We start from the raw sequence: 25,162 nt of genomic DNA, 5'->3' as shown, positions 1-25,162 counted from the left end.
TTTTCCGGTTTTTTCCTCTTCCAACCTCCACCCGGGGGGCCCCCGGGCCCCCCCGCCGGGGTAAAACCGGGGGCGGCCGGCCCCCCCCCCCCCCCCCGCCACGTCAGAGGACTGTCACCTGACGAGCGCGGTGGCCGCGTCCGCCCAGGTGGAGTCGTTCTTCACGTTCCTCAGCTGCAGACCCTTGAGGATCTTGGTCATCTCGGCGTCGGAGAGGCGTCCCTCGCTCGCCACCTGGATGCTGGTCTTGCCGTCCTTGCTGCGGTGGGTGCAGAAGCCGTTGCCGCACTTGATCGCCGTGTCGCCGGTCGTCTGGTTCGAGTTCTTCGACGGCACCACGAAGATCTGGAAGCTGCCGGGGAGGCTCGCCCCCTCGACGCCGCCGTACGGCTCGACCAGGCCGGTGGTGGCCGGCGTCGGGTTCGCGAAGATCGCGCCACCGTAGTCGCCGCCGCGGGCCGCGGCGATGCCGTTGAGGCCGGACCTGGTGTGCGAGCCGAGCTCGACGGGCTGGTAGCCGGCCGGCACGTAGTCGAGGGTGAACGGCAGCTTGGCCGGGGTCGCCCGGGCGGGCTTGAGACCCGAGACGATCTTCTGGAGGTCGGCGTCGGACGGGTCCTCGGTGGAGTTCGAGTTCGTCGACAGGACCGCCCACGCGTCCGAGTCGTACGACCAGGCGAGCGTCCGGCGGGTCATCCCGCTGTCGCCCGCGCCTGCGACCTGGTACGCCTCCTTGCCGTCGACGGTCAGCCTGGTGGCCCCGGTCAGACCGGCGGGGTCGAACGCGCCCGGCCGGTACAGGACCAGGTAGGCGTAGATCGCCGACTTCGGCGTGTAGCCCGGTCCACCCTTGCGCCGGTCACCGCTGCGGGCGATCTCCGCTTCCTCCTTGCCGGTGACCGCCCTGTCGTTGGTGGTCCGGCCGTCCAGGTACACCGGTGCGATCTGGTACGACGTCGACGCCACGGTCGGCGCCGCCACCTTCCACCGGTCGACCTCGAACGCGCCGAACGTGAACTGGAACGGGTCGGCCGGGAACTCCCAGGTGGCCGGTTCGGCGTCCTGGGTGACAGCCGACGGGGCCCCCGCCTCGATGACGGTGCTCTGGCCCGTACCCCCGAAGACTGACGGGAGGGAGACGGCAGCACTCACCGCGACCACTGCGAGCGCCGCGCCAGCACTGGCGAAACCGGCCCGCCGCCGACGCTGCGCCCTGCGGCCCTTGCCGACGATCTCGTCGACAGTGTTCCGGTCCGGCGGCGCGTTCGACGTCGCCAGATCCACCACCTCATGCAACCGCACGGGACAACTCCTCGGTATCCGCGACCCGGAGGTCGATTCTCTCGGTGGCCAGCAGCTCACGAAGGCGGGCGAGCCCTCGCGAGGTCTGGCTCTTGGCGGTGCCGACGGAGACCCCCATGACCGCTGCGCTCTCCTCCAGGGTCATCCCGAGGTAGTAGCGCAGGATCAGGGCGGCCCGCTGCTTGCGAGGCACGGCACGCAGGGCGACCTGAACCCGGATCCGTTCGTCGGTGGCGGTCGCCGGGTCGCGCAGTGCGACGTCCGGCATCTCGTCACCGGCAGAACGTTCCCGACGCCATGGTCGGCGGACCTCGTCGACAGCGGCCCGGTACACCATCGTCTTGGCGTACAGGTCGGGACGGTCGAGCTTGCGCCAACGCGGGTAGAGCTTGGCCAGGGCGGTGGACACCGCGTCTTCCGCCGTGTGCCAGTTACCGCAAGTCAGGTACGCCAGTTTGCGCAGCGGTCCCAGTTGGGCCGCGACGAACTGCCGGAAACCTTCCTCTTCCTCGGCATTCAAGATCGGCTGCCTCCTTCGACGGAGATGGAACGGTGGCAGCCGGGGAAAAGGTTGCAAACCACCTCCATATGACAGGCGTCACACCGGTTGCCGGTGCGCCTCGCCACCTGTCGATTTCGTCGGGGCCGGGTGGTCACCCCGTAACGACAGCAGAGGACGCCGGTGTCACCCTCCCGGGAGGGTGACACCGGCGGCGGGGTCAGTGCGCCGACGGGACGGAGGCGTGCAGTGCCGCAGCCAGCCACTCGTACGGGAAGTACCCGGGCGGCTCGTCGTTCACGGTGGTGACCAGGTCCATGTACCGCTCGAACGGGCCCTCCGGCTCCACTGTGGTGCGCTCCCACTCCGCGCCGGCCAACATGTGCTCGGCCGTCTCGGTTCGGAACTCCGGGGTGTCCGGGATGCCGGGGCTGTCGGGGGTCGCGAAGATGGTGGTCAGCCACCCCATCCACTGGTCGGCGATCTCCCGCCCGCGCGGCGAGTCCGGCGCCACCCCCTCCTTCGCCGCCGTCATCACCGCCTCGCTGATCGGCATCCCCGCCTCCAGGGAGTCCAGCATCGGTGAGGAGGTCATCAGCGGGCCGACCCCGGTGTTGCACACCTCGCGCAGCTCGTGCCGTACGGCCCGCCGGGTCTCGGGGTCCCGGACCAGCTCGGCCAGCGCGATCCACGCCTCCAACTGCTTCGCCGTGGGATGCTCGGGCAGCTCCGGCCGGGCGGCCCGCCACCACTGGACCATCCGCTCCGGCGGCTCCCAGCCGGTGGAGACCTCGGTCCAGACCCACTATGCGATCTCAAGCGGCTCGAGACGCAAGCGGTCGTGCGCCGGTCCGGCGTGGCGGCGTCTCACAGTGCCTCGGGATGATCGGGCTGGGGGTGTGGCGGTTCGAGGAGCCGTTGCAGCAGCAACAGGCCCTTCTTGATGTCGGCGCTGCCGTCGAGGAGCCACTGGGTGCTCAGCCCGTCGGACGCCGCGAGGACGAGTGAGGCCGCCTCCTCCAGGGGGATGTCGGACCGTACGCTCCCGGCCGCCCGCCCCTCCGCGAGGAGTGCCGCGATGTTCTCCCTCAGGTCGGCGTACCGCTGCGAGAAGTGTGATCGTGATCGGTCGTTCCCGGCCTCCAGCGCATGAGCCACCATGCTGTTGAGCAGGGCCATCAGCCCCGGTACCCGCATGCTGTGCTCGGTCGACTGGTGGATCAGGTCGACGAAGGTGCCCTCGCCCTCGGTGGGGGCTTCGAGGAACCGCCTGTCGTACTCCCGCAGGACCTCGATGAAGAGCTGTTCGCGGGTGCCGAAGTGGTGTTTGAGGACCGGGTGGGTGACGCCGATGGCCTCGCCGACGGCGCGGAGCGAGGTGCCCTCGAATCCCAGCCTGTTGTAGACCGCCAGGACCTCGTCGATGATCTGCTGCCGCCGCGCGAGTCCCTTCGCGTACGGGCCTCTCCTCGACGGGGTCTCCGGCCGGGTGGGGCCGCTGCCCTGGGGGTTCTTTTCGGTCATCGCATCTCTCCATCGCGATCGACGGGCTGGTGGGGCAGGGCCATCCTATGAGCCACGGCACGAAAATATCCAGTCGGATATTTTCGTGCTACGGTCTGCTCAGCGACGAGATCCCGTCGCCACCCCCGACACCCGAGGGAAGTGACCAGATGCGTGTCGCCGAAGGCCCGACCACCGGCGTGGCCCGCCCCAGCCGCCCGACGACCGACCCGAGCTCCGACCCCGGACGTGCAGGAGGGGGCGGCATGGCGTGGCAGTTGTTCAGACTCGGTCGATGGTCGTTCCGTCGCCGTTGGACGGTGACGGGGGTCTGGGTGCTGCTGCTCCTCACCGTCGTCCTCGGGTCGGTGACCCTCTCCGGAAAGACCAACGACAGCTTCGAGCTGTCGGGCATCGAGTCGACCCAGGCGTTCGACCTGATCAGGGAGCGCGACCCGGAGGCAGCGCCGGACGGCGCGACCGCCCGGGTGGTGTTCCAGGCACCGGAGGGTCAGTCCATCGCGGACCCGGCCAACCAGCAGGCCGTCTCCGAGGCCCTCGCGGCGCTGCGGACCAGCGGGGTCGTGTCGGTCCTCGACCCGTTCACCGCCGGGACGATCTCCGAGGACGGGCGCACCGCCTACGCCTCGGTCAGCTACGACCGGGGTGCGGTGAACCTGTCCCCGGCGGACCGGGACGGCCTCGAAGCCGCCCGTGACGTCGCCGAGGAGGCCGGGCTGACGGCAGCCATCGGCGGAGACGTACTCGGGGTGGAGATCGGTGGGGCACTCGCCGAACTGATCGGTATCGCTATCGCGTTCGTGGTGCTGGCCCTCACCCTCGGGTCGCTCGTGGCGGCCGGGATGCCGCTGCTGACCGCGCTGGTCGGGGTCGGGATCGGTATCACCGCCATCGCCACCCTCTCCGGGTTCGTCGAGCTCAGCACCACCACCCCCGCGCTCGGCTCGATGCTCGGACTGGCTGTCGGCATCGACTACGCGCTGTTCATCCTGTCCCGCTACCAGGCCGAGGTCCGCCGGGGCCGCCCCCTGGAGGAAGCGGCGGGCCGCGCCGTGGGCACCGCCGGCTCGGCTGTGGTGTTCGCCGGTCTCACTGTCATCATCGCCCTCGTCGGGCTCTCCGTGTGCGGCATCGGATTCCTCACCGAGATGGGCCTGGGCGGGGCGTTCATGGTCGGCCTCGCCGTCCTCATCGCCCTCACCCTGCTGCCCGCGCTCCTCGGGTTCGCCGGCAACCGGATCACGAAGCGCAGCCGCCGCTCGGCGAAGAAGGCCGCCGGCACCGACGCCGAGGGCGACCGCGTCGAGCCCCGTCCGCTCGGACGCCGATGGGTCGAGGGTGTGGCCCGACACCGGTGGGCCGCCCTCTTCGCCGGGATCGTGGCCGCCGCCCTGGTCGCCGTCCCCGTCGCCTCCCTGCAACTCGCCCTGCCCGACGACAGCACCAAGCCCGCCGGCAGCGACGTGCGCGTCGCGTTCGACCTCATCGAGGAGAACTTCGGCGCCGGAGCCAACGGTCCGCTCCTCGTCGTCGTCGACACCAGGCAGGCAGCGGACCCGGTCGGCGCGGTGGACACCGCCACCGAGCGGCTACAGGCCCTGGCCGCCCGGGACGACTCCGACATCGCCCTCGTCATCCCGGCGATCATCAGCGACACCCCCGAGGCGCAGGCCGCCTACCTGGGGCAACTGGAGACCGCACAGCTCGCGACCCTCACCGTCGTCCCCCGCACCGGGCCCTCGGACCAGTCCACCAAGACCCTCGTCGCCGACATCCGCAACGCCCTGTCGGACCTGCCCGACCAGAACGGAGCCCGGGCACTCGTCACCGGCGTCACCGCCGTCGGCGTGGACATCTCCAACGAACTCGCCGACGTGTTCCCGCTCTACCTCGCCGTCGTCGTCGGGTTGGCGCTGATCCTGCTCGTCGCGGTGTTCCGGTCGATCTGGGTGCCCGTCAAGGCCGCGCTCGGCTTCCTGCTCTCCGTCGGCGCATCCCTCGGGGCCACCGTCGCCGTCTTCCAGTGGGGTTGGCTCAACGAACTCGTCGGCCTCGACGCCACCGGCCCGGTTCTCTTCCTCCTGCCGATCCTGCTCACCGGCATCCTGTTCGGCCTGGCGATGGATTACGAGGTCTTCCTCGTCACCCGGATGCGGGAGGCGTACGTCCACGGCACCCCGGCCCGCCAGGCGGTCGTCGAGGGGTTCACCCACAGCGCCCGGGTGGTGGCCGCCGCAGCACTGATCATGGTCGGCGTCTTCGCCGGCTTCACCTTCACCGACGACATCATCCTCAAGACCATCGGATTCGCCCTCGCCGTCGGCGTCCTGGTCGACGCCTTCCTGGTCCGGATGCTCGTCGTCCCCGCCGTCATGTTCATCCTCGGCCACCGGATCTGGTGGATGCCCCGCTGGATGGAGCGGGTCGTCCCGGCCCTGGACGTCGAGGGCGAGGCACTCGAACGCCGACTCGCACCCCGCTGACCGACAGCCACCGCGATCGACGTCGCACCCCGCACCGCCCCGGCCGAGCGTTCACCCCTCGGCCGGGGCGGTGACCCCGTCGAGGGGCAGGTTTCCCCTCACAGCGTCGCCGGGAGGCCGAAGGCGGGGAAGTGCCCGGCCCCGAGGAACGACGTGATCACGGCGATCCGCTCGGCGCGGACCGTGAGAACCGTGATCGACCAGGCCGCGTGCGGGCTGTCCCGGTCCGGCCCGACGTAGAACGCGACAGCCGGTTGGCCGTTCGCGCTCACCACCCGGTACCGCCAGCTCGGGCAACGGGTCATCGGCACGGCGACGGCGAAGGCGGCCACCGCCCGACGCCCCCGGTACCAGCGTCGCAGCGGCGGCATGGACCAGGTCACGTCCTCGGTGACCAGGGCGACGAAACGGTCGACGTCGCCGCGTTCCAGGGTGTCGGCGAACTCGGTGGCGAGCCGACGCAGCCGTACGTCGTCGAGCGTGGCTGTCTCGTGCCGGCTCGGTCGGGGGGCCTTCTCCGCGACGATCCGGCGGGCCCGGGCCAGTGCCGAGTTGACCGCCGTCGTGGACGTCTCCATCATCACGGCGATCTCACCCACCGTGAACCCGAGGACGTCGAAGAGCAGCAGTGCCGCCCGCTGGTTGCCGGGAAGGTGTTGGAGGGCGGCGACGAAAGCCAGCTCCACCGCCTCGCGCTGCTCGTACGCGGTGAGCGCCGAGTCGGCGTACGGGCCGAGCCAGGCGACCTCGGTGGCCGGCTCGTCGGCCCCGTCGGCGACCCGTTCCGCTGCCGGGCTCAGGTCGGCCGGGAGTGCCCGTCGGCCACGCTGTTCGGCCAGGTCGAGACTGGTGTGGGTGGCGACGGTGTAGAGCCAGGACCGCAGGCTGCTCCGCCCCTCGAAGCCCGCCAGCCCCCGCCAGCCCCGCAGGAGGGCGGCCTGGAGTGCGTCGTCCGCGTCGTGGACCGAACCGAGGATCCGGTAACAGTGCGCGTGCAGCTCGACACGCAGTGGAGCGACAAGGCGGGTGAATGCCGCGTCGTCGCCCGCCTGGGCTCGGGTCAGGTCGGATTCGTCGTTCACCACCGACGATTCTGCCCCGTCGCGGCGGTCACCATTCACATGACCGTGAAGAACCTCTGGCCGCTGGTCCACGCCGAGCGGGCCGCCCTGGCCACCGACCTCACGACGCTGACCGAGCCGGACTGGCGTACGCCCTCGCTCTGCTCCGGGCTCAGCGTCCGCGACGTACTGGCCCACCTCACCGCCGCGGCCAGCCTCACCCCGTTGCGGTGGTTCGCCGGGGTGGTCCGCTGCCGCTTCGACTTCGACAGACAGGTCGCCGTGCGTCTCGCCGAGCACCTGGGGGAGACCGGCGGCGAGACGCTCGACCGGTTCCGGGCCGTCGTCGGCAGCACCACCAAGCCGCCGCTGCCGGTGGTGGCGATGCTCGGTGAGGCGGTCGTCCACGGGGAGGACATCCGACGTCCGCTCGGGATCCGACGGCGGCACCCGTCGACAGTCCTGACCCGGCTCGCCGAGTACTACAGCGGGTCCGACCTGGTGGTCCCGGCCAGAAGCCGGATCGGCGGTCTGCGGCTGGAGTCGACGGACGCCCCCTTCCGCGTCGGCGAGGGTGCCCTCGTCACCGGCCCGACACTGGCGCTGATCATGGCGATGACCGGTCGTGCCGACTACCTGGAGGAGTTGAGCGGCCCGGGGGTGGCGACGCTGGGCAGTCGCTGACGACCGGCGACCGGGTCGGGCGGTGAGACGCGGGTCACGGGCCGACGCCGGGAGCGGCGACTAGGATCGCCTCCATGTCCGCCCTGGCCCCGACCTGGCGACCGGCACGGGTGCCGGTCCGGTGGGTGCCGTCCCATCCGGGCACCAACGGGTACGTTTCCACCTGGGGCGCGATCCTGGCCGGCGTCGTTCCGGTCCCGGCCGACGCGTAGGCCTCGGCCCGACGTCGTCCGACGCTTCGCGAGGACGACAGCTCTCCGGTCCGAGGGGTTTCCCTGGCTTTCGGACTGAGGTGGACTCGTGCTCTTCGCCTGTCTCGGGGCGTCCCTGCTCGCCTGTGTCGCCGCCCCCGTCGTCACCCGGACGGTCGGGCGGGCCGCAGGGTGGGTGTCGGCCCTTCCGCTGCTGGTGGCGGCGACCCTCGCGGTGACCGCGAGGGTCGCCGCGCCCGGATCCGCAGCCGAGGCGCGGGTGCCGTGGATGCCGACCCTTGGTGTCGACCTCGCCCTGCGCCTGGACGACCTGGCCCTGCTGTTCGCGCTGCTGGTCCTGGTCGTCGGCGCGGCGGTGCTGGGATACTCGGCCCGCTATCTCGGGCGGGGTCGGCACACGTCGTTCTTCGTCCTGATGACGGCGTTCGCCACGGCGATGCTGCTGCTGGTACTGGCGGACGACCTGGTGGTGCTCTTCGTCGCGTGGGAGGCCACCACCCTCTGCTCGTTCCTGCTCATCGCCCGTTCCGGCCCGGCCGGGCGGGAACCCGCCGTACGCACCCTGCTGGTGACGGCCGCCGGCGGGTTGGCCCTGCTGGCGGCGGTGGCTCTGATTGTCGTCCGGACGGGCACCACCCGGATCAGCGAACTCCTCACCGACCCGGTCTGGACCCGGGACCCCGCGTTCGCCACCACCGTCGCGGTCCTGCTGGCGGTGGCGGCGTTCACGAAGTCGGCGCAGTTCCCGTTCCATGCCTGGCTCCCGGACTCGATGGTGGCGATCACACCGGTGAGCGCCTACCTGCACGCGGCGGCGATGGTCAAGGCCGGCGTCTACCTGCTGCTGCGGTTCTCCCCGGCGGTCTCGGACGTGCCGACCTGGCGGCTGCTCCTGGTGACCGGTGGCCTGGTCACCGCAGTCATCGGGGCCGTCGCGGCGCTGCGCCGTCACGACCTGAAGGAGCTGCTGGCGTACTCGACGATGAGTCAGCTCGGGTTGCTGACGGCGTTGATCGGGGTCGGGACGCCGGCGGCGTTGACCGCCGCCGTGGTGCACACCGTCGCGCACGCCCTGTTCAAGTCGGCGCTGTTCATGCTGGTCGGGGTCGTCGACCACGAGGCCGGTACGCGGGACATCCGCCGGCTCCGCACGATGCGCCTGTCGATGCCGGTGACCGCCGTCGCCACGGGTACGGCTGCGGCGTCGATGGCCGGTGTCCCGCTGCTGCTGGGGTTCGTGAGCAAGGAGTCGATGTTCGCCGCGTTCCTGGACACGCCGGGTCCGGCCTGGGTCGGGGCCACCGTCACCGGGGTGGCGGTGGTGACGGCGGTGCTGACCTTCGCGTACTCGGGTCGGATCGTGTTCGGGGCGTTCGCCGGGCGCACCGGACGGGTGGTCCGCGAGGCACCGGTCACGCTCTGGGCCGCGCCGGTGCTCTGCGCCCTCGCCGGGCTGGTCCTGGGGGCGGCTCCGTTCCTGCTCGACCCGCTGGCCGCCGGTGCGGCCTCGGTGGCGGCCGGTACCCCTGTCGACGTCCACCTCGTGCTGTGGCACGGGTTGACCCTCGCCCTCGGGATGTCGGTGCTGGTCTTCGTGCTGGGCTCGACTGTGGTGGTGACCCGTCGTCGGGTCGACCGGGTCCTGGCACCGCTGCGGGCAACGGTCTCCGGGATCGCCGTGGTCGACGGGTCCCGGGCGGGTCTCGTCCGGTTGGGTGCCGTCGTCGGCGGATGGACCGGTACCGACGCACCACGTCGACACCTGGCCGTCCCCGTCGTGTGTGTCACGGCGATCGCCCTGGTCGGCGTACTCGGCGGGAGCCCGCTGCGGCCGGTCGTCGGCGACCCGTCGCTGCCGCTGGACTGGCTGCTCGTGGCGTTGGTCGCGGGGGGAGTCCTCGCGGCCGTACGCGCCAGGACCCGGATCGCCGCCGTGGTGGTCGTCGGTGTCACGGGGTTCGCGACGGCGTTGTGGTTCTTCGCCCTGGGCGCTGTGGACGTGGCGTTGACGCAGCTGCTGGTGGAGATCCTGACGGTCTGCGTGATGGTGCTGCTGCTGCGGCGACTGCCGGTCCGGTTCGCCGCCGAGCGGGTGCGGCGGCGACTCCCGGCGGCCCTCCTCGCGATCGCTGCGGGTACGGCGACCACCCTCGGGGTGTGGGCGTTCACCGGCCGACGGGAGATGTCGGCGGCGTCGGAGTACTTCCTCCGTCAGGGCGAGCAGACCACCGGCGGGGCGAACGTCGTCAACACGATCCTCGTCGACTTCCGGGCGATGGACACCCTCGGCGAGTTGACGGTGCTCGGGGTCGCGGGGGTCGCCGTCGCGGCACTGTTGCACGCGCGTCGACCCGTCCCGGTACGGTCGGCCCGCCTCGACGACCGGTCCCCGCTGGCCGACCCGATGGACAACACCGTCTTCGTCCGGACCGTGACCCGGGTGGTCGGCCCGCTGATCGTCCTGCTGTCACTGCTGTTGCTGGTCCGTGGCCATCAGGAACCCGGCGGCGGGTTCATCGCGGCCCTGGTCGGCGGGGCCGGGTTCGCCCTGCTGTACCTGGCGGCCCCCTCGGACCCGGCAGCGCGGATCCGCTGGCCGTACCTCCTTCTCATCGGTTGCGGCGTCGTGGTGGGCACCGGGACCGGGCTGCTCGGCTACGTCGACGGGTCGTTCCTCAAACCGCTGCACGGGGAGGTGTTCGGGATGTACCTGACCACCGCGTTGGTCTTCGACGTCGGTGTCTACCTGGCGGTGGTCGGGGTGGTGCTCACCGCGTTCAACCTGCTGGGCCGACAGCACCGGGTCGACGGACCCGGCGGTGCCCCGGCTCCTGACGAGGTGGGCGCACGATGACCCTTGCCGTCACCGCCGGACTCCTGGTCGCCGGGGCCGTGTACCTGTTCCTCCAACGCGAGATGCTGCGCGTGATCCTCGGGTTCGTCCTGCTCGGACACGCGGTGAACCTCGCCCTGATGGCGGCCGGGGGAACGTCACGTCGTGCGGCGCCGTTCGGCAGCCCAGAGGAGCTGTCGGCGGTGGCCGACCCGCTGCCGCAGGCGTTCGTCCTGACGGCGATCGTGATCGCGTTCTCGATCACTGTCTTCATGTTGGTGCTCGCGGTGACCGGCCGGGAGGACGACACCACCGAGGACGACACCACCGGGGAGGTCGGAACCGGACCGGACCGGCCGGCGGGCGGGTCGGATGCCGTCCCCGGCGTCGGTACCGATCCGGCGGCGGACGGGGGGCGGCGATGACCGCCTCGGTGCTTCCGCTCCTGGTGGCGGTGGCGTTGCTGGCCGCCGGGTTCCTGGTGGCGTGCGGAGACCGTCCCCGCCTGCACGCCACGGTGCTGCTCACGGTCCTGACGGCGGTCACGGCCACCGGCGTCGGCCTCGTGGTCACCCTCGCCGACGGGGGCGTGCTCGCCCACGGGGTGGGCCGGTGGCCGTTCGGCGTCGCGATTCCCTTCGCCGCCGACATGTTCACCGCCCTCATGCTCACCGTCACCGGGCTGCTGTCGCTCACCGTCGCGGCCTTCGCGCTCGCCCAGGGGCGGGTGGGCACCCGGTACTTCGCCCCGCTCGTGCTGGTCCTCACCGCCGGGGTGAACGGGGCGCTGTCGACCGCCGACCTGTTCAACCTCTTCGTGTTCGTCGAGGTCATGCTGCTTCCGTCGTACGGGCTGTTCGTGCTGGCCGCCCCCGGGAGGGCCCCGCTACGGCAGATCGCCGGGGCCCGGCTGTACGTGACGGTGAACCTGCTGACCTCGACTGTCTTCCTGGCCGGGGTCGGATTCGTCTACGGCACCGCCGGCACCGTCAACCTCGCCGAGTTGGCAGGTGCCGCCCGTCGGGACGAGACTGTCGCACTCGCCACCGCCGTCTGCCTGTTCGCCCTCGGCATCAAGGCCGCCGTCGTACCGGTGCACGGATGGTTGGCGCGGGCGTACCCGGCCACCTCACCGGTGGTCACCGCCCTCTTCTCCGGCCTGCACACCAAGGTCGCGATCTACGCGATCTACCGCATCTACGCTGTGGTCTTCGACGGGGACACCAGGTACCTGTGGGTCGGCGTCGTCGTGTTCAGCCTCACGATGGTCGTCGGCGTGCTCGGCGCGGTCGGGGAGAACACGACCCGGTCCATCCTCGCCTTCCACATGGTCAGCCAGATCGGCTACATCCTGCTCGGCGTCGCACTCTTCACCGAGGTGGGGCTGACCGCCGGGATCTTCTACCTGCTGCACCACATGATCGTGAAGGCGTCGCTGTTCCTGTCCACCGGAGCGGTCGAGGTCCGCTACGGCACCGGAACCCTCGGCGGGGTCTCCGGTCTCGCCCGCCGGGAACCGGTGGTCGCCGCCGCGTTCCTCGTGGCCGCGCTCTCGCTGGCCGGGCTGCCGCCGTTCTCCGGATTCGTCGCCAAGTTCAGCCTGGTGACGGCCGCTCTCGACGCCGGCCGGAGCACCGCGGCGGTGGTGATGATCCTGGTCAGTCTGGTCACCCTGCTCTCCATGCTCAAGATCTGGTCCGGCGTCTTCTGGGGTCCCGTCGGTGAAGGTTCCGGCGGTGAAGGTTCCGGCGGTGAACCGGCGGGGCGTCGGATCGGTGTGGCGCTGGCGGCCCCGGCGGTCGTGCTCGCGACGGTCACGCTCGGTCTCGGCCTCGGGGCCGAGCTGCTGCTGACCCTGGCCCGGATCGCCGCGGCGGGCCTGCACGACCCGTCCGGCTACGTCGAGGCGGTGACCGGATCATGACCGCCTGGATCACCTGGCCGCTGCGGCTCGTCGCGTTCGCCGCCTGGTACGCCAAGGAACTCGTCGTCGCCAACGTCGTAGTGCTGCGCGACAACCTGACCCCCGGACAGGACTCCACCCCGGGGATCGCCCGCCTGGACACCCGATGCCGTACCGACGCCGAGATCACACTGCTCGCGGCACTGATCACCCTGACTCCCGGCACCCTCACCCTGGGCACCACCACCAGCGCCGACGACGAGGGCACCCGGGTGCTGTTCGTCCACGGCATGTACGCACCCGACGCCGACGCCCTGCGCGCCGAGCTTCGCGTCATGGAGACCCGCATGCTGCACGCAGTCCGTCCCACCGGAGACCCGACATGATCGGTATCGACCTCGGCATCGTCGTCATCGGACTCGCCTGTCTGGTCGGCACCGTCCGGATGGTCCTCGGTCCCACCGACGCCGACCGCGCCGTCGCCGGTGATCTGCTGTTCTTCGGGGTGATCGGCCTCGTCGCGCTCGTCGGAGTACGAACGGCCAGCCCGTTCACCTTCGACCTCGTCCTGGTCGCCGCCCTCGTCGGTTTCCTCGGTGCCCTGTCCCTGGCCCGCGCACTGACCCGGGGTAAGCGGTGAGCAGCGCCCTGACAGTCGTCGGCAACGCCGTCGTGGTGCTCGGCGCGCTGGTCTTCGCCACCGCAGCCCTCGGCATCGTCAGGTTCCCCGACCCGTACACCCGCATCTCCGCCGTGGGCACCGCCGGTGGCTTCGGCATCGTGCTCGTGGTGACCGGGGCCCTGCTCGTCCAGCCCAGTCTGTCCGGGCTGGTGAAGGTCGTCGCGATCGTCGTCCTGCACCTGACCACCTCCGCGATCGGCACCATCGCGCTGGCCCGCTCCGCCCACCTCACCGGCGCCCGGCTGCGACGTCGGCACTTCGACGAACTGGCCACCGCCGGAGCCGACGATCCGACCCGGGGGTGACGATCCGACCCGGGGGTCAGGGGCGGGGTAGCGGGCGGCGGCAGTGGTAGACCAGGGCGGGCGGCATGTTGGCCCAGACCGTCCGACCGACTGTGACCTCGTCGAAGGCCTCGGTGAGGAGCCTGTGGAAGCGTCGGGCCGGAGGGGTCGGCAGCGCGTGCCGGTACGCGAAGGTGGTGAAGACGCCGCCGGCGTCGAGCGACCCGACGACGGCGTCGAGGATCACCGACTGCCGGTCCTGCGGCAGGGCCGCCCAGGGCAGTCCGCTGATCACCACGTCGGCGGCGGCCAGGCGGCGCTGGGCCAGCAGGTCCCCGAGCGTGGCCGCGTCGGCGTGTACGACGTCGACCCTCGGGTGCCGACGGGCCAGTCCGGTGGCGAAGCTCGGATTGACCTCGACAGCCAGGTGGTGGCCCCGACCTGCCAACCGCTGCTGGATCGCCTCGGTGAACACCCCGGTCCCCGGCCCGAGTTCGACCACCAGGGGGTGTCCCCGTCGCGGCACCGTCGCGGTGATGTCCCGGGTCAGCGTGGACCCGCTGGGCAGTGCAGCGCCGGTGGTGAGGGGGTGGCGGATGAACTGGCTGAGAAAGGTCGAGCGATCGCTGATCACGGTGTCGACGCTAGACGGGAGAAGGTGAGTCGGTCTCGTGGCGGTGGTCGGCGTACCGGTCATTTGGCGGAGACCCTGTGGCCGATGGAAGGACCGTCGGGGGTGCGCTACGTCACGTCACGGGCTCGACAGGTCGGGCCCTCTCCTGACCGGTAAATCAGTCCGTTGTGACATTCGTCCTGGTCCGGCTGAACCGAACCCCCATCGGTCCCGTGGTAGGGGTGGCGGCAGCCGCTGCCGTCGTCCGCGAGTGACGAGGAGTGTGTGATGGGACTGAGGTTCGGTCGTCGGGCATCCTTGGGCGTCTGGCCCGCGTCAGCCGGGGGTATGCCGTCCCGGGACGGCTCTACAGCGATGGAGCGCTTCGGGGTGCGTCGGGTCGCCGCGCTCACCGCCTCTGCGGTCCTGGCCAGTGCCTCGGTGGTCGCCTGGGTGTTCACCCTCGGCGAGGGGCAGGCGGCGGCGCACGGGTCGATGCAGTCACCGCCGAGTCGGATCTACCTCTGCTACCAGGAGGGGGCGGAGACGCCACGGTCGGAGGCGTGCCGGGCGCTCCTGGCGGCCGGTGGCCCGCAGGCCCTCTACGACTGGAACGGCGTCCTGGTGCCCGACGTGGACGGACGGCACCGTGAGGTCATCCCGGACGGCAAGCTGTGCAGCGCGGGCAACGAGGCGTTCCGGGGCCTTGACCTGGATCGGGGCGACTGGCCGACGACCAACCTGCCGTCCGAGGGCAACTACCAGTTCCTCTGGCACGGCACCGCGCCCCACGTGGGCACGTTCGAGTTCTACGTGACGCGCGACGGATACGACCCCGCCGCCCCGTTGACCTGGGGCGACCTGGAGTCGGAGCCGTTCCTGCGGGCGGAGCGTCCACCGCTGGAGGGGAACCTCTTCAAGATCGACGGACAGTTGCCGGGGAAGCAGGGCCGGCACCTGATCTACACGATCTACCAGCGGTCGGACAGCCCGGAGGCCTTCTACGCCTGCTCGGACGTGGTCTTCGGGGGCGGCGGCACGCAGCAGGGGAACTCCGAGGAACAGCCCACCCCTCGGCCGCACAACCTCATCGAGCAGCGCCCCGAGGACCAGCCGCCGGGTCACGAGCACCACGACGGCCACGGTGAACACCACACCCCGGGCGGGCAGGAGAACCACCAGCACGAGAACCACCAGGACACCCCGCCGCCGGGACGTGAGCATCGTGCCGACACCCGGAACCCGGGTGGCCACGACGGCCACGGTGAACACCACACCCCGGGCGGCGACGAGAACCACAACCCGGGCGGAGGCGAGTGGGCGGCCGGCACGTCGTACGCGGCCGGGGCGCAGGTGACGTACCAGGGGACGACGTACGTGGCGGTGCAGGGGCACCAGGCGCAGCCCGGTTGGGAGCCGCCGAACGTACCCGCCCTCTGGCACGCCGCCGTCGAGGCGGGTGGTGACGGGGTGCCGGACTGGCGGGCACAGACCCCGTACTCGACCGGCGCGCACGTCACCTACCAGGGAGTGGTCTACATGTGCCGGCAGGGGCACGTGGCACTGCCCGGCTGGGAGCCGACCCAGACCCCGGCCCTGTGGGAGCGGATGGGCTGACAGGCGACCGGGCGCACCCGCACGTGCGGGTGCGCCCGGGGGGTTCCGCAGGTACGGCGGGGTGTCGACGACTGTTCGTCGGCACCCCGCCGTCGCGTTGGGTCAGCCGGTCGTACAACTGGCGGTGGGTGTGGTGTTGTTGCCGTTCTTGTAGAGGGTGACGCCGAAGTTGTTGCCGTTGCCGTTCGGGCGGGCCGTGAGGGTGCCGCTGGAGCCGCTGACCGACGCGTTCCAGCTGCTCTGCAGGCTCTGGCCGCCGTTGGTACGGATGCTGACGACCCAGTTGTTGGTGCCGCTGACCGAGAAGTTCACGTTGAACCTGTCGCTCCAGTCCTCGGCGCGGCTCACGTTGACGCTGCACCCGCCACCGGGCGGTGGGGTGGTCGGGTTGGTGCTGGTGCCGCCAACCGTGATGTTCGAGCTTCCACTGCTCTGGTAACCCTCGGTCGCCATGATCTGGTAGTAGTGGTTGCCGAGGTTCATCCCGCGGGCGGCCCACGCGTCGAAGTGGGCGCCGGTGGTGATGGTGCCGCCCACCCGCTTCGAGGTCCGGACGCTCCAGTACTGGTAGAACGTCTGGATGCCGTCGATGGAGGGCTGCTGGACCCGCTGGGTGCGGTAGATGTCGTACGTCCCGCCGTCGGTGTTGATCGTGCCCATCGAGTTGGCGCCCGGGGGCCGCCAGGAGCCCCAGCTGTCGACGATGTAGTACTCGACGAGCGGGCTCCTCGTCCACCCGTAGAGGGTCAGGTACGAGTTGCCGTTCGGGCTGAAGGTGCCCGAGTAGGTGACGTTGCGCCGGGTGCCCGGGTTCCAGCCCTTGCCGGCGACGAAGTTGTTGACGTTGCTCCACTGGGTGCTGTACTGACCGCCGCTACCCATGGTCATGGAGACGTTGCCGCTGTCCTTCCAGAACGAGAAGAAGTAGCCGTTGTGGTTGCCTTCGAGGTTCGACGTCACGGTCTGGGCCTGGGCGGGGCCCGCCACGATCGCTGTGGCTGCGGTGGTGGCCAGTACGGCGGCGCAGGCGGCGCCGAGGAGCATTCGGAGGCGGGGGCGTCTGCGGTGGCGTACCTGGACGGGGTTGTCGAGCATGTGCGTGCCTTCTTCCTCGGGACGGGCTGGCGCGGGGTCCGGCAGCGGGTCGTCCGGCACGACGCTGCCGGGGGTGCGGTGGGTGGGATCGACCTCCATGGATGTCAATCGATGGCGTCAGTATTGGCCGACCGATCGCCCTTGTCAACAACTTTCGGAAATATCGGCGAAACACGCTCGGTTCTCGGGGCGGCGTAGGCGAGGCATCATCGCTGGTGAGAATCGTTCATCTCTGGCACCCGGACCGGTGACGGCCCCCAGTAGCCACCCCGGCGGACCCGATTCCGGGGTGCCTGGAACCGAAAGTTTCGGAGGCGGTGCTCGATCCGGTTCGGCAGACCACGACGAAGGGCCGGTACGGAGACATGTCTCCGTACCGGCCCTGTCGGTGTCGGGTCAGCGGGTGGTGGCGTCCTGGACCTCGCCGACCAGCTCCTCGACGATGTCCTCGAGGAAGAGGACCCCGGTGGTGGTGGCGCTCTCGTCGAGGACCCGGGCGATGTGCGAACCGCTCCTGCGCATCGCGGCCAGCGCGTCCTCCAGCTCGCTGTCCCGGCGGACCGAGGCGAGCCGGCGTACCCGCTTGGCCGGTACGGCGAGGGTGTACTCGTCGCCGGTCAGGTCCATCACGTCCTTGACGTGCAGGTACCCGCTGGGCTCACCGTCGTCGGTGAGCAGGTAGCGCGAGTAGCCGTGCGCCGCGACCGCCTGCTGGAGGTCGGCCGGGGTGGCCCCGGACGGCAGGACGATCAGCTTGTCGAGGGGGACCTCGACGTCTCCGACGGTCTTCTCGGTGAACTCCATCGCCGCCGTCAGGGTGCCCGTGTCGTCGATCAACACCCCCTCCCGGGTCGACTGGGCCACGATCGTGGCCACTTCGTCCAGGGTGTACGTGCTGGTGGCCTCGTCCTTCGGCGTCACCTTGAACAGGCGCAGGATCCCGTTGGCGATCCCGTTCAGGCTCCAGATGATCGGCTTGAAGATCCTGGCGACCAGCACCAGCGGCGGGGCGAGGATCAGCGCCGCCCGGTCGGGCACCGAGAACGAGATGTTCTTCGGCACCATCTCACCGAAGACCACGTGCAGGAACGTCACCAGGACGAGCGCCACGACGAACGCCAGGACGGTGACCGACCCGGGCGACAACGGGGTGTGCGCCAGCGGGATCTCCAACAGGTGGTGGATCGCCGGCTCGGAGACGTTCAGGATGAGCAGCGAACAGACAGTGATACCGAGCTGGCTGGTGGCCAGCATCAGGGTGGCGTGCTCCATCGCCCAGAGCGTGGTCTGGGCGGCACGGCTTCCGGCCTGGGCCTTCGGTTCGATCTGGGACCGGCGGGCGGAGATGACAGCGAACTCGGAGCCCACGAAGAACGCGTTGACGACCAGCAGGACGAAGAGCCAGATGATCCCGGGCAGGTACTCGCTCATCGGCTCTTCTCCTCCGTACGGTCACCGGCCGGGCGGTCGGCCCCGGTGGCCACCACCTCGGTCGGGACGAACCGCAGCCGGTCCACCTGTACGCCGTTGAGGTGCTCGACCCGCAGGACCCCGCCCGCGATCTGCACCTCGTCCCCGACCTTCGGGAACCTCTTGAGGCGGTCGGTGACGAAACCCGCGACGGTGTCGTACTCGTCGTCCTCGGGAATCACGATCTTGGCTCGTTCGAGGAGTTCGTCGGGGCGCAGCGAGGCGTCGAAGTAGACCGACTTCCCCCGCCGCAGCAGGACGGTCCGTGCCCGGTCGTGCTCGTCTTCGAGATCGCCGATGATCTCCTCGACGAGGTCCTCCAGCGTGACGATCCCGGCGGTACCGCCGTGCTCGTCGTAGACCACGGCGAACTGCAGGCCCTTGCCGCGCAGGGTGGGCAGCAGCACGTCCAGGTGCATCGACTCGGGGACCCGCGACGGCTCCACGAGCAGGTCGCTGGCGCGTACCTGCGAACGCTCCGGCAGCGGGACGGCGAAGGCGTGCTTCACGTGCAGCACCCCGACGACGTCGTCGGAGTCGCGGCCGATGACCGGGAACCGGGACAGGCCGGTGGACCGGGACCGTTCCACGATCTCGGCAGCGGTCGCCGTCGTCTCCACCGCCGTCATCCGGACCCGGGGCGTCATGACGTCACCCGCGTTGCGCTCCGAGAACCGCAGGGTACGGTCCAGCAGCGTCGCGTGGTCCTGGTCGAGTACGCCGGCCCGCGCCGAGTGTCGCAGCAACGAGCTGAGTTCCTCGGCGCTGCGTGCCCCGGACAACTCCTCCTTCGGTTCGATCCCGAAGGCCCTGATGACAGCGTTGGCGGTGTTGTTGAACCCCACGATCACCGGCTTGAGGAGCGTGGTGAAGAGGGCCTGGAACGGCACCACCAACTTCGCCGTCTGCAACGGCACCGCGAGGGCGAAGTTCTTCGGGACCAGCTCCCCGATCACCATCGAGAAGAGCGTGGCCAGCAGGATGCCGACGATCGTTCCGACGGCGGGAACAGCCCGCTCGGGTACGCCGACGGCACCCAGCGGGTCGGCCAGCAGCGAACTCACCGCCGGCTCGAAGGTGTAACCGGTGAGCAGGGTGGTCAGCGAGATCCCGAGCTGGGCGCTGGACAGGTGGGTGGAGGTGATCTTCAGCGCGGCGATCGTCGGACCGAGGCGCTTCTCCCCGCGTGACTGGCGTGCCTCAAGTTCGCCGCGATCCAGATTGACCAGCGCGAACTCGGATGCCACGAACATGCCGGTGCCGACGGTGAGCACCAGGCCGATCCCGAGAAGGATCAGTTCATACATCGGTCAGCCCCTGCCGCGTGGTGATCGCCGGTTCGGCGGTCAGGACGAGCAGAGGCCACGGACTATGATGAGGTAAATCTTCCATAATCCTGCGGATACTAGCCGCACCCGCTGTGGGCACGCGGGAGACCCACCCGGTCAGGTGATCAGGTGCCGTTCCCAGGCCCAGGCGGCGACCTCCACCCGGTTCCGGACGTCGAGTTTGGCCTGGATGCTGCCGAGGTGGGTCTTGACGGTCCCGACCGAGATGTAGAGCCGTCCGGCGATCTCGGCGTTCGTGGCACCCCTGGCCACCAGCTTGACCACGTCCAGCTCACGCGGGGAGAGGACGTTCTGCGGTGCGCCGGAGGGCGTCGGCGGCGGATTCAGGTGTTGCAGCAGCCGTACCGTGATCGAGGGGCTGATCAGGGCGTCCCCAGACGCGGCGGCGCGGACCGCCTCCACCAGCAGGGCCGGGCCGGAGTCCTTGAGCAGGAAACCGCAGGCCCCGTTGCGCAGCGCGGTGTGCACGTACTCGTCCAGGTCGAAGGTGGTGACCACGACCACCCGGACCGGGTGGGGGGCGGCGGGGTCGGCGAGCAGTTTCAACGCCGCCAGGCCGTCCATCCTCGGCATCCGGATGTCGAGGAGGGCCACGTCCGGGCGGGTCCGGCGGGCGATCTCCACCGCCTCGACGCCGTCACCGGCCTCCCCGACCAACTCCATGTCCGGCTGAGCGCCGATGATCATGCCGAAGCCGGTCCGTACCATCGCCTGGTCGTCGGCGACCATCACCCTGATCACCGGGGCACCGTACCCCTGGTCAGGGGCAACTCCGCGTCGACGGTCCACCCGCCGTCGACACCCGGGCCGAACCGGAGCCGACCGCCGGTGGCCGCCACCCGCTCGGTGAGGCCGACCAGCCCGAACCCCTGCCGGGAGCCACGGCGGGTCGCCGCCCGGGTGGTCGGGGCGTCGTCGGAGACCCGGACCAACAGCCGATCCGGCGTACGGCTCACCCACACGTCCACCCGTCGGGCACCCCTGGCGTGCCGGCGGACGTTCGTCAGCGCCTCCATCACCACCCGGTACGCCGAGGAGGTCACCTCCACCGGCAGGTCGTCGAGGGTCCCCTCGGTGTGCAGGTGGGCCGGTACGCCGTCGGCGGCGCTGAACCGGCCGACCAGGTCAGGGAGGTCCGCGACGTCGACGAGGGGGGCCAGCGGGGCGTCGGGTGCCGCGTCGTCCCGCAGGACACCCACCATCCGGCGCATCGCGGTCATGGTCTCCGCCCCGGCGTGCTCGATCCGCTCCAACGCCTCGACCGCCCGCCCCGGGTCCCGGGCGGCGACGTACCTGGCGCCCTGGGCCTGCACCACGATCCCGGTCACGTGGTGGGCGATGAAGTCGTGCAGGTCGCGGGCGAACTCCGCGCGCTGCTCGGCGCGGACGGCGGCGAGTTGCCGGTCCCGGACGGCGGCGGTCAGCCGCAGGTACATGCCGCCCGCCGCCACCCCGGCGGCGACCAGCGCGTAGACCATGCCGAAGAAGAGGTAGACGAACTCCGTCCCGGACCGCAGGGGCATGACGGCGAGCGCGAACCCGGTGCAGCCGAGGGCGACCATGGCGGGCACCGGCCTGGCGATCCTGGCCAGGGCGAAGACGACGCCGAGCAACGCCAGTGACTCGGGCAGCCCCCAGAAGGTGGGGGCGAGACCGACGTACCTGATGTCCCGGTAGTCCCCTGCGCCGAGGCCGAGCAGGACGACCGGGCCGATGCTCAGACCCGCCGACCCGAGCGCCACCAGTGTCGCCGCGACCGCCGACCGGGTGGGGCCGAGCCGGTGGGCGGCGAGCCAGACCCCGGCGGCGGCGACGGTCAGGAACCCCCGGGCCACCATGACCAACGCGGTGTACGGCCCGGCACCCGGGTTCCCGAAGGTCGTCTCGAAGAGCCAGAGGACCCCCATGCCGGTCAGGGCGAAGACCGTCCCGGCCCGCCCCAGCCAACGCTGAATGGTCTCTGTCATCGCACACCCACGGTAGCCAGCCCGGACGGCCCGCCGGATCGGCCGAAAGTCAGAGCCGTCCGCCCCCGGACCTGCCCCCGGACGGATGTGCCGGTGGTCGGTGTCCGGCCAGGATCGGACCCGTTCACCCCACACGTGGAGGCAAGATGAGGATGCGACACCCCGACCCGGCCGGTCCGCCGCCACCGACGACGGCGGTCGCGGCCGTCGACCTGGTCAAGGTGTACGGCAGGGGCGAGACCTCGGTACGCGCCCTCGACGGCGTCACCGTCGGGTTCGGTCGGGCCGCCTTCACCGCGATCATGGGGCCGTCAGGCTCCGGCAAGTCGACGCTGATGCACTGCCTGGCCGGGCTGGACACCGCCACCTCGGGGCAGGTGCTCCTCGGCGGGACCGACCTGACCCGGCAGTCCGACCGGGTCCTCACCCGGGTCCGGCGGGAACGGATCGGGTTCGTGTTCCAGTCGTTCAACCTGTTGCCGCAGCTCACCGCCGAGCAGAACATCAGGCTCCCGCTGGATCTCGCCGGGCGTGACGCCGACCCCGCCCTGTACGACCACGTGGTGGCAGTCCTCGGGATCGGTGACCGGCTCCGGCACCGGCCCAGTGAACTCTCCGGCGGTCAGCAGCAGCGGATCGCCCTGGCCCGAGCCCTGGTCACCGCCCCGGAGGTGGTCTTCGCCGACGAGCCGACCGGGAACCTGGACTCCACCTCCGGCGCTGAGGTGCTGTCGTTCCTGCGTACCTGCGTGCGGGAACTCGGGCAGACGGTGGTGATGGTGACCCACGACCCGGTGGCCGCCGCGTACGCCGACCGGGTCGTCCTGCTCGCCGACGGGCGGATCGCCGGTGACCTCGACCGGCCCGACCGGGCGACGATCGCCGGGGCGTTGCAGGGCCTGGCGGTGCCCCGGTGAGCCGACGGACGACGGTGCTGCGCTCCCAGCTGGTCGACGGCCTCCGGCGACCCCGGCGGGTGCTGCTGATGGGGCTCGCGATGATCGTCGCGGCCTTCGTCACCTTCGGCACCGTCCTGGCAGCCCGGAGCACCGAGCGGACGGTGGTGGCCGACTTCGCCGGTACGCCGGCCGCCGTCGACTACGTGCTCGGGGCGAGCGGCGGGGCCGACCCGAGGGTGCTGGCCGCCGTCCGTGAGCTGCCGGAGGTGGCCGAGGCGGTGGCCCGGACCTCCGTCGGCACCCAGCTGGTGGGGGAGCCCCGACCGATCACGATCGCCGCCGACCCGGGCACCGGTCCGCTGGCCACGGTCCGGGTGGTGGCGGGTCGGTACCCGAGCGCCGACGACGAGATCGCGGTGACCCGGCTCGCCGTCGAACGGCTGCGACTCGACGTCGGCGACACCACCCGGATCGAACCCCCGGTCGTCGGCGGGTCCGACGACGCGCCGGACCCGATCACCCTGAGGGTGGTCGGGGTGGTCGACGCCCCCGGCGACGGCGGCGACACCGCGTACACCACGGACGCGGCGGCCGTACGCCTCTCCGACGGCTGGATCGCCCAGATCGAGGTACGGCTGGCTCCCCGGGCCGACCCGGCCGCCGCCCTGGCCGCCCTGGAAGGGGTCACCGGGGGCACCGGCACCGACGGGCAGGGCCCGACGATCGTCTCCGGGGAGGAGACCCGACAGGCCGAACTCGACGCCGTCAGCGACAGCATCGACAGGCTCTTCGCCCTGGTCGGTATGTTCGTCGCCGTCACCGTCGTGGCCGCCGCCCTGGTGGCGACCTCCACCTTCCGGATCGTCTTCGCCCAGCGGATGCGCCAACTCGCCCTCCTGCGTGCGGTGGGGGCCGACCGGGGCAAGCTGCTGCGGGCGCTGGTCGCCGAGGGAGCGCTCACCGGTCTGGTCGCCGGTACGGTCGGCGTGACGGTCGCGTACCTGCTGGGCCTGCTCCTGCCCTGGGTCGCGGGCCTGTTCGGCGTCGAGGTGGTGGCCCCCGGCCACCCGTTCGGGGCGGCGGTGGCGGTGGTGCTCGGCACCGTCCTGGTCGCGGTGACGGCGGTCCTCGCCCCGGCGGCGACCGCCGCCCGGGTGGCACCGCTGGAGGCGTTGCGGACCGCCGCCACCGCCCCCGGGAGCAGCGGGGTGGGACCGTTGCGCGCCGTCCTGGGGGTGCTGGGCGCGGTCGGCGCGCTGGCCGTCGCCGCCCTGGTGGTGACCCGACTGCCCGGCACCGAACCGCAGGCGTACGACGCGACGGCCCCGCTGATGCTCGTCGTCCTCTCCGGCACCCTCGGGTACGCGGCGCTGGTGGCGCTCGGTCCGCTGGTGGTACGGCCGGTGTTGGCGGCCCTCGGGTGGCCGCTGCGTCGACTCGGCCCCCTGGGTCGGCTCGCCGTCGGCGGGGTCGGCGGGGCACCACGGAGGGCGGCTGCGGTCAGCGTGGTGGTCGCCCTCGGGGTCACCCTGGTCACCGGTGTGCTGATCGGCAGAGCCTCGTTGGAGCAGGTAATCGACAGGGAGTTGGCCGGTCGGGCCCCCGCCGACCTGGAACTGCACGCGAGCGTGGACAGCGGGGTGCCGCTGCCGTCCGGGGTGCTGGACCGGGTCCGGGCGGCCGACGAACTGACCCGGGTGGTGCCCTTCCGGGCCACCAGCGACGTACGGGTCGACGAGGTCGAGTTCGACGGGCTGGACACCGTCGACGTGGACCTGCGTGCCCTGACCACCTGGGCGGACTTCGGTGCCGCAGCCGGTGACCTGGAGGAGGCCGGGCCGGGCCGGGTGGTGCTGTTGAGCGCTGTCGCCCGCGCGGCGCAGGTCACCCCCGGGGACACCGTCACCCTCACCCGGGGCGACAGTTCGGTGGAGCTCACTGTGGTCGCCACCCTCGACAACACCCCGGTGAGCGCCGGGTCGATCATCCACCCGCAGGACCTGGACCGGCTCGGCCTACCGGCGGCACCGACGGCCCTCCTCGCCGACGTGGCGGGCGACCGGGACCGGGACCGGACGGCGGCGGTGGACGCCCTGCGGGCCGCCGGAGGTCCCGACGCGTACCTGACGGTGCTCGCCGACGGCCGGGACGACCTGGCGGGGAGCCTGGACCGGGTGGTCGGGGTGATGCTCTCCCTGATCGGCCTGACAGTGCTGGTGGCGGTGGTCGGCGTCGGGACGACCACCTCGCTGTCGGTGGTGGAGCGGATCCGGGAGTCAGGTCTGCTCCGGGCGGTCGGGATGTCCCGGGGGCGGCTGCGGCTGATGATGACCGTCGAGGCGGGGCTCTACGGGCTCATCGGCGCCACCCTCGGCCTGCTCCTGGCCCTGCCGTACGCGGCCCTGGCGGTCCGGGCGCTCGGCGCGAACGCGCCGGTGACCTTCCCGGTGGGGCAACTGTTCCTGGTGGTGGTGGTCCTGGCGACGGCGACCGCGGTGGCGGGGTTGCTCCCGGCCCGCCGGGCGGCCCGGGTCAGCCCGGTGACGGCCCTGGCCGCCGATGGGTGACCCGGACGGTGGGGCGGGGGGGGGCGGGCCCACGCCGGCCGCCGCCCCCCCCCCCCCCCCCCCCCCCCCCCCCGCGGGGGGCGCGGACGCCGCGCACCCCGCCCCCGGCCCCCCCCCC

General features: G+C 71.5%; 22 protein-coding genes and 1 pseudogene. 12 read left to right on the top strand and 11 right to left on the bottom strand.

Translation table 11 applies throughout. From position 1 onward, the window contains the following. Positions 1-114: 114 nt before the first annotated feature. The 4 genes and pseudogenes from ABT336_RS20780 to ABT336_RS20765 form a co-directional block, all read right to left on the bottom strand. Complete coding sequence (locus tag ABT336_RS20780) at positions 115-1,302, bottom strand: hypothetical protein (RefSeq protein ID WP_350898279.1); 1,188 nt, start codon at positions 1,300-1,302, stop codon at positions 115-117. Then, a complete protein-coding gene (locus ABT336_RS20775; RefSeq protein ID WP_350898278.1) occupies positions 1,289-1,822 on the bottom strand; it encodes a SigE family RNA polymerase sigma factor in 534 nt (177 codons plus the stop codon). Before ABT336_RS20775 ends, ABT336_RS20780 begins: the two co-directional genes overlap by 14 nt. A 199-nt stretch (positions 1,823-2,021) precedes the next feature. Beyond that, positions 2,022-2,600: pseudogene (locus ABT336_RS20770) on the bottom strand (MerR family transcriptional regulator); the annotation flags it as partial. A 68-nt stretch (positions 2,601-2,668) separates the two neighbouring features. Then, the gene (locus ABT336_RS20765) at positions 2,669-3,325 is read right to left on the bottom strand and encodes a TetR/AcrR family transcriptional regulator (protein ID WP_350898277.1); all 657 of its coding nucleotides are present in this window, start codon (positions 3,323-3,325) and stop codon (positions 2,669-2,671) included. 245 nt (positions 3,326-3,570) lie between these two features. On the opposite strand from ABT336_RS20765, the gene ABT336_RS20760 reads away from it, so the two are divergent. Next, positions 3,571-5,808 carry an MMPL family transporter gene (locus tag ABT336_RS20760; RefSeq protein ID WP_350898276.1) on the top strand — a complete coding sequence of 746 codons (2,238 nt, stop codon included), beginning with the start codon at positions 3,571-3,573 and terminating at the stop codon, positions 5,806-5,808. Between the two features lie 98 nt (positions 5,809-5,906). Here the strand turns inward: ABT336_RS20760 and ABT336_RS20755 are convergent, their stop codons facing one another. Beyond that, a complete protein-coding gene (locus tag ABT336_RS20755) occupies positions 5,907-6,890 on the bottom strand; it encodes an RNA polymerase subunit sigma-70 (protein ID WP_350898275.1) in 984 nt (327 codons plus the stop codon). Between the two features lie 39 nt (positions 6,891-6,929). Here ABT336_RS20755 and ABT336_RS20750 point away from each other — a divergent pair, with 39 nt between their 5' ends. From ABT336_RS20750 to ABT336_RS20715, 8 genes are all read left to right on the top strand, one after another. Continuing rightward, positions 6,930-7,553, top strand: a complete 624-nt coding sequence (locus tag ABT336_RS20750) for a maleylpyruvate isomerase family mycothiol-dependent enzyme (protein WP_350898274.1) — start codon at positions 6,930-6,932, stop codon at positions 7,551-7,553. Between the two features lie 74 nt (positions 7,554-7,627). After that, complete coding sequence (locus ABT336_RS20745) at positions 7,628-7,765, top strand: hypothetical protein (protein ID WP_350898273.1); 138 nt, start codon at positions 7,628-7,630, stop codon at positions 7,763-7,765. Between the two features lie 88 nt (positions 7,766-7,853). Further along, positions 7,854-10,619 (top strand): DUF4040 family protein, encoded by a 2,766-nt coding sequence (locus ABT336_RS20740; RefSeq protein ID WP_350898272.1) that lies wholly within the window; start codon positions 7,854-7,856, stop codon positions 10,617-10,619. Further along, positions 10,616-11,023: a cation:proton antiporter subunit C gene (locus ABT336_RS20735; protein WP_350898271.1), complete on the top strand. Its 408-nt coding sequence runs from the start codon at positions 10,616-10,618 to the stop codon at positions 11,021-11,023. Before ABT336_RS20740 ends, ABT336_RS20735 begins: the two co-directional genes overlap by 4 nt. Continuing rightward, entirely contained in the window at positions 11,020-12,522 is a 1,503-nt protein-coding gene (locus tag ABT336_RS20730) for a monovalent cation/H+ antiporter subunit D family protein (RefSeq protein ID WP_350898270.1), read from the top strand. Before ABT336_RS20735 ends, ABT336_RS20730 begins: the two co-directional genes overlap by 4 nt. Then, a complete protein-coding gene (locus ABT336_RS20725; protein ID WP_350898269.1) occupies positions 12,519-12,887 on the top strand; it encodes a Na+/H+ antiporter subunit E in 369 nt (122 codons plus the stop codon). Before ABT336_RS20730 ends, ABT336_RS20725 begins: the two co-directional genes overlap by 4 nt. Then, positions 12,884-13,141, top strand: coding sequence for an MrpF/PhaF family protein (locus ABT336_RS20720; RefSeq protein ID WP_350898268.1), 258 nt, complete (start codon positions 12,884-12,886; stop codon positions 13,139-13,141). Before ABT336_RS20725 ends, ABT336_RS20720 begins: the two co-directional genes overlap by 4 nt. After that, complete coding sequence (locus tag ABT336_RS20715; protein WP_350898267.1) at positions 13,138-13,488, top strand: cation:proton antiporter; 351 nt, start codon at positions 13,138-13,140, stop codon at positions 13,486-13,488. Before ABT336_RS20720 ends, ABT336_RS20715 begins: the two co-directional genes overlap by 4 nt. A gap of 16 nt (positions 13,489-13,504) precedes the next feature. Here ABT336_RS20715 and ABT336_RS20710 read toward each other — a convergent pair whose 3' ends face one another. Further along, entirely contained in the window at positions 13,505-14,101 is a 597-nt protein-coding gene (locus ABT336_RS20710) for a class I SAM-dependent methyltransferase (protein ID WP_350898266.1), read from the bottom strand. A gap of 354 nt (positions 14,102-14,455) precedes the next feature. On the opposite strand from ABT336_RS20710, the gene ABT336_RS20705 reads away from it, so the two are divergent. Next, a complete protein-coding gene (locus tag ABT336_RS20705; protein ID WP_350898265.1) occupies positions 14,456-15,697 on the top strand; it encodes a lytic polysaccharide monooxygenase in 1,242 nt (413 codons plus the stop codon). A gap of 102 nt (positions 15,698-15,799) precedes the next feature. On the opposite strand, the gene ABT336_RS20700 is transcribed toward ABT336_RS20705, so the two are convergent. The 5 genes from ABT336_RS20700 to ABT336_RS20680 form a co-directional block, all read right to left on the bottom strand. Further along, a complete protein-coding gene (locus ABT336_RS20700) occupies positions 15,800-16,792 on the bottom strand; it encodes a glycoside hydrolase family 11 protein (protein ID WP_350898281.1) in 993 nt (330 codons plus the stop codon). A gap of 396 nt (positions 16,793-17,188) precedes the next feature. Further along, on the bottom strand, positions 17,189-18,223 hold the full coding sequence (locus ABT336_RS20695) for a hemolysin family protein (protein WP_350898264.1): 1,035 nt from the start codon (positions 18,221-18,223) through the stop codon (positions 17,189-17,191). Further along, positions 18,220-19,569 (bottom strand): hemolysin family protein, encoded by a 1,350-nt coding sequence (locus ABT336_RS20690; protein WP_350898263.1) that lies wholly within the window; start codon positions 19,567-19,569, stop codon positions 18,220-18,222. Before ABT336_RS20690 ends, ABT336_RS20695 begins: the two co-directional genes overlap by 4 nt. A 138-nt stretch (positions 19,570-19,707) precedes the next feature. After that, positions 19,708-20,352, bottom strand: a complete 645-nt coding sequence (locus ABT336_RS20685; RefSeq protein WP_350898262.1) for a response regulator — start codon at positions 20,350-20,352, stop codon at positions 19,708-19,710. Then, a complete protein-coding gene (locus ABT336_RS20680) occupies positions 20,349-21,578 on the bottom strand; it encodes a sensor histidine kinase (RefSeq protein WP_350898261.1) in 1,230 nt (409 codons plus the stop codon). The genes ABT336_RS20685 and ABT336_RS20680 overlap by 4 nt, the downstream gene beginning before the upstream one ends. Before the next feature lie 146 nt (positions 21,579-21,724). Here ABT336_RS20680 and ABT336_RS20675 point away from each other — a divergent pair, with 146 nt between their 5' ends. Together ABT336_RS20675 and ABT336_RS20670 are read left to right on the top strand one after the other, a co-directional pair. Beyond that, positions 21,725-22,495 carry an ABC transporter ATP-binding protein gene (locus ABT336_RS20675; RefSeq protein WP_502891221.1) on the top strand — a complete coding sequence of 257 codons (771 nt, stop codon included), beginning with the start codon at positions 21,725-21,727 and terminating at the stop codon, positions 22,493-22,495. Next, positions 22,492-25,044: an ABC transporter permease gene (locus ABT336_RS20670; protein WP_350898260.1), complete on the top strand. Its 2,553-nt coding sequence runs from the start codon at positions 22,492-22,494 to the stop codon at positions 25,042-25,044. The genes ABT336_RS20675 and ABT336_RS20670 overlap by 4 nt, the downstream gene beginning before the upstream one ends. Positions 25,045-25,162 lie beyond the last annotated feature (118 nt).

The sequence above is a fragment of the Micromonospora sp. NPDC000207 genome, assembly GCF_040300925.1.
GTDB lineage: Bacteria > Actinomycetota > Actinomycetes > Mycobacteriales > Micromonosporaceae > Micromonospora.
This window is presented reverse-complemented; position numbering and strand designations above follow the sequence as displayed.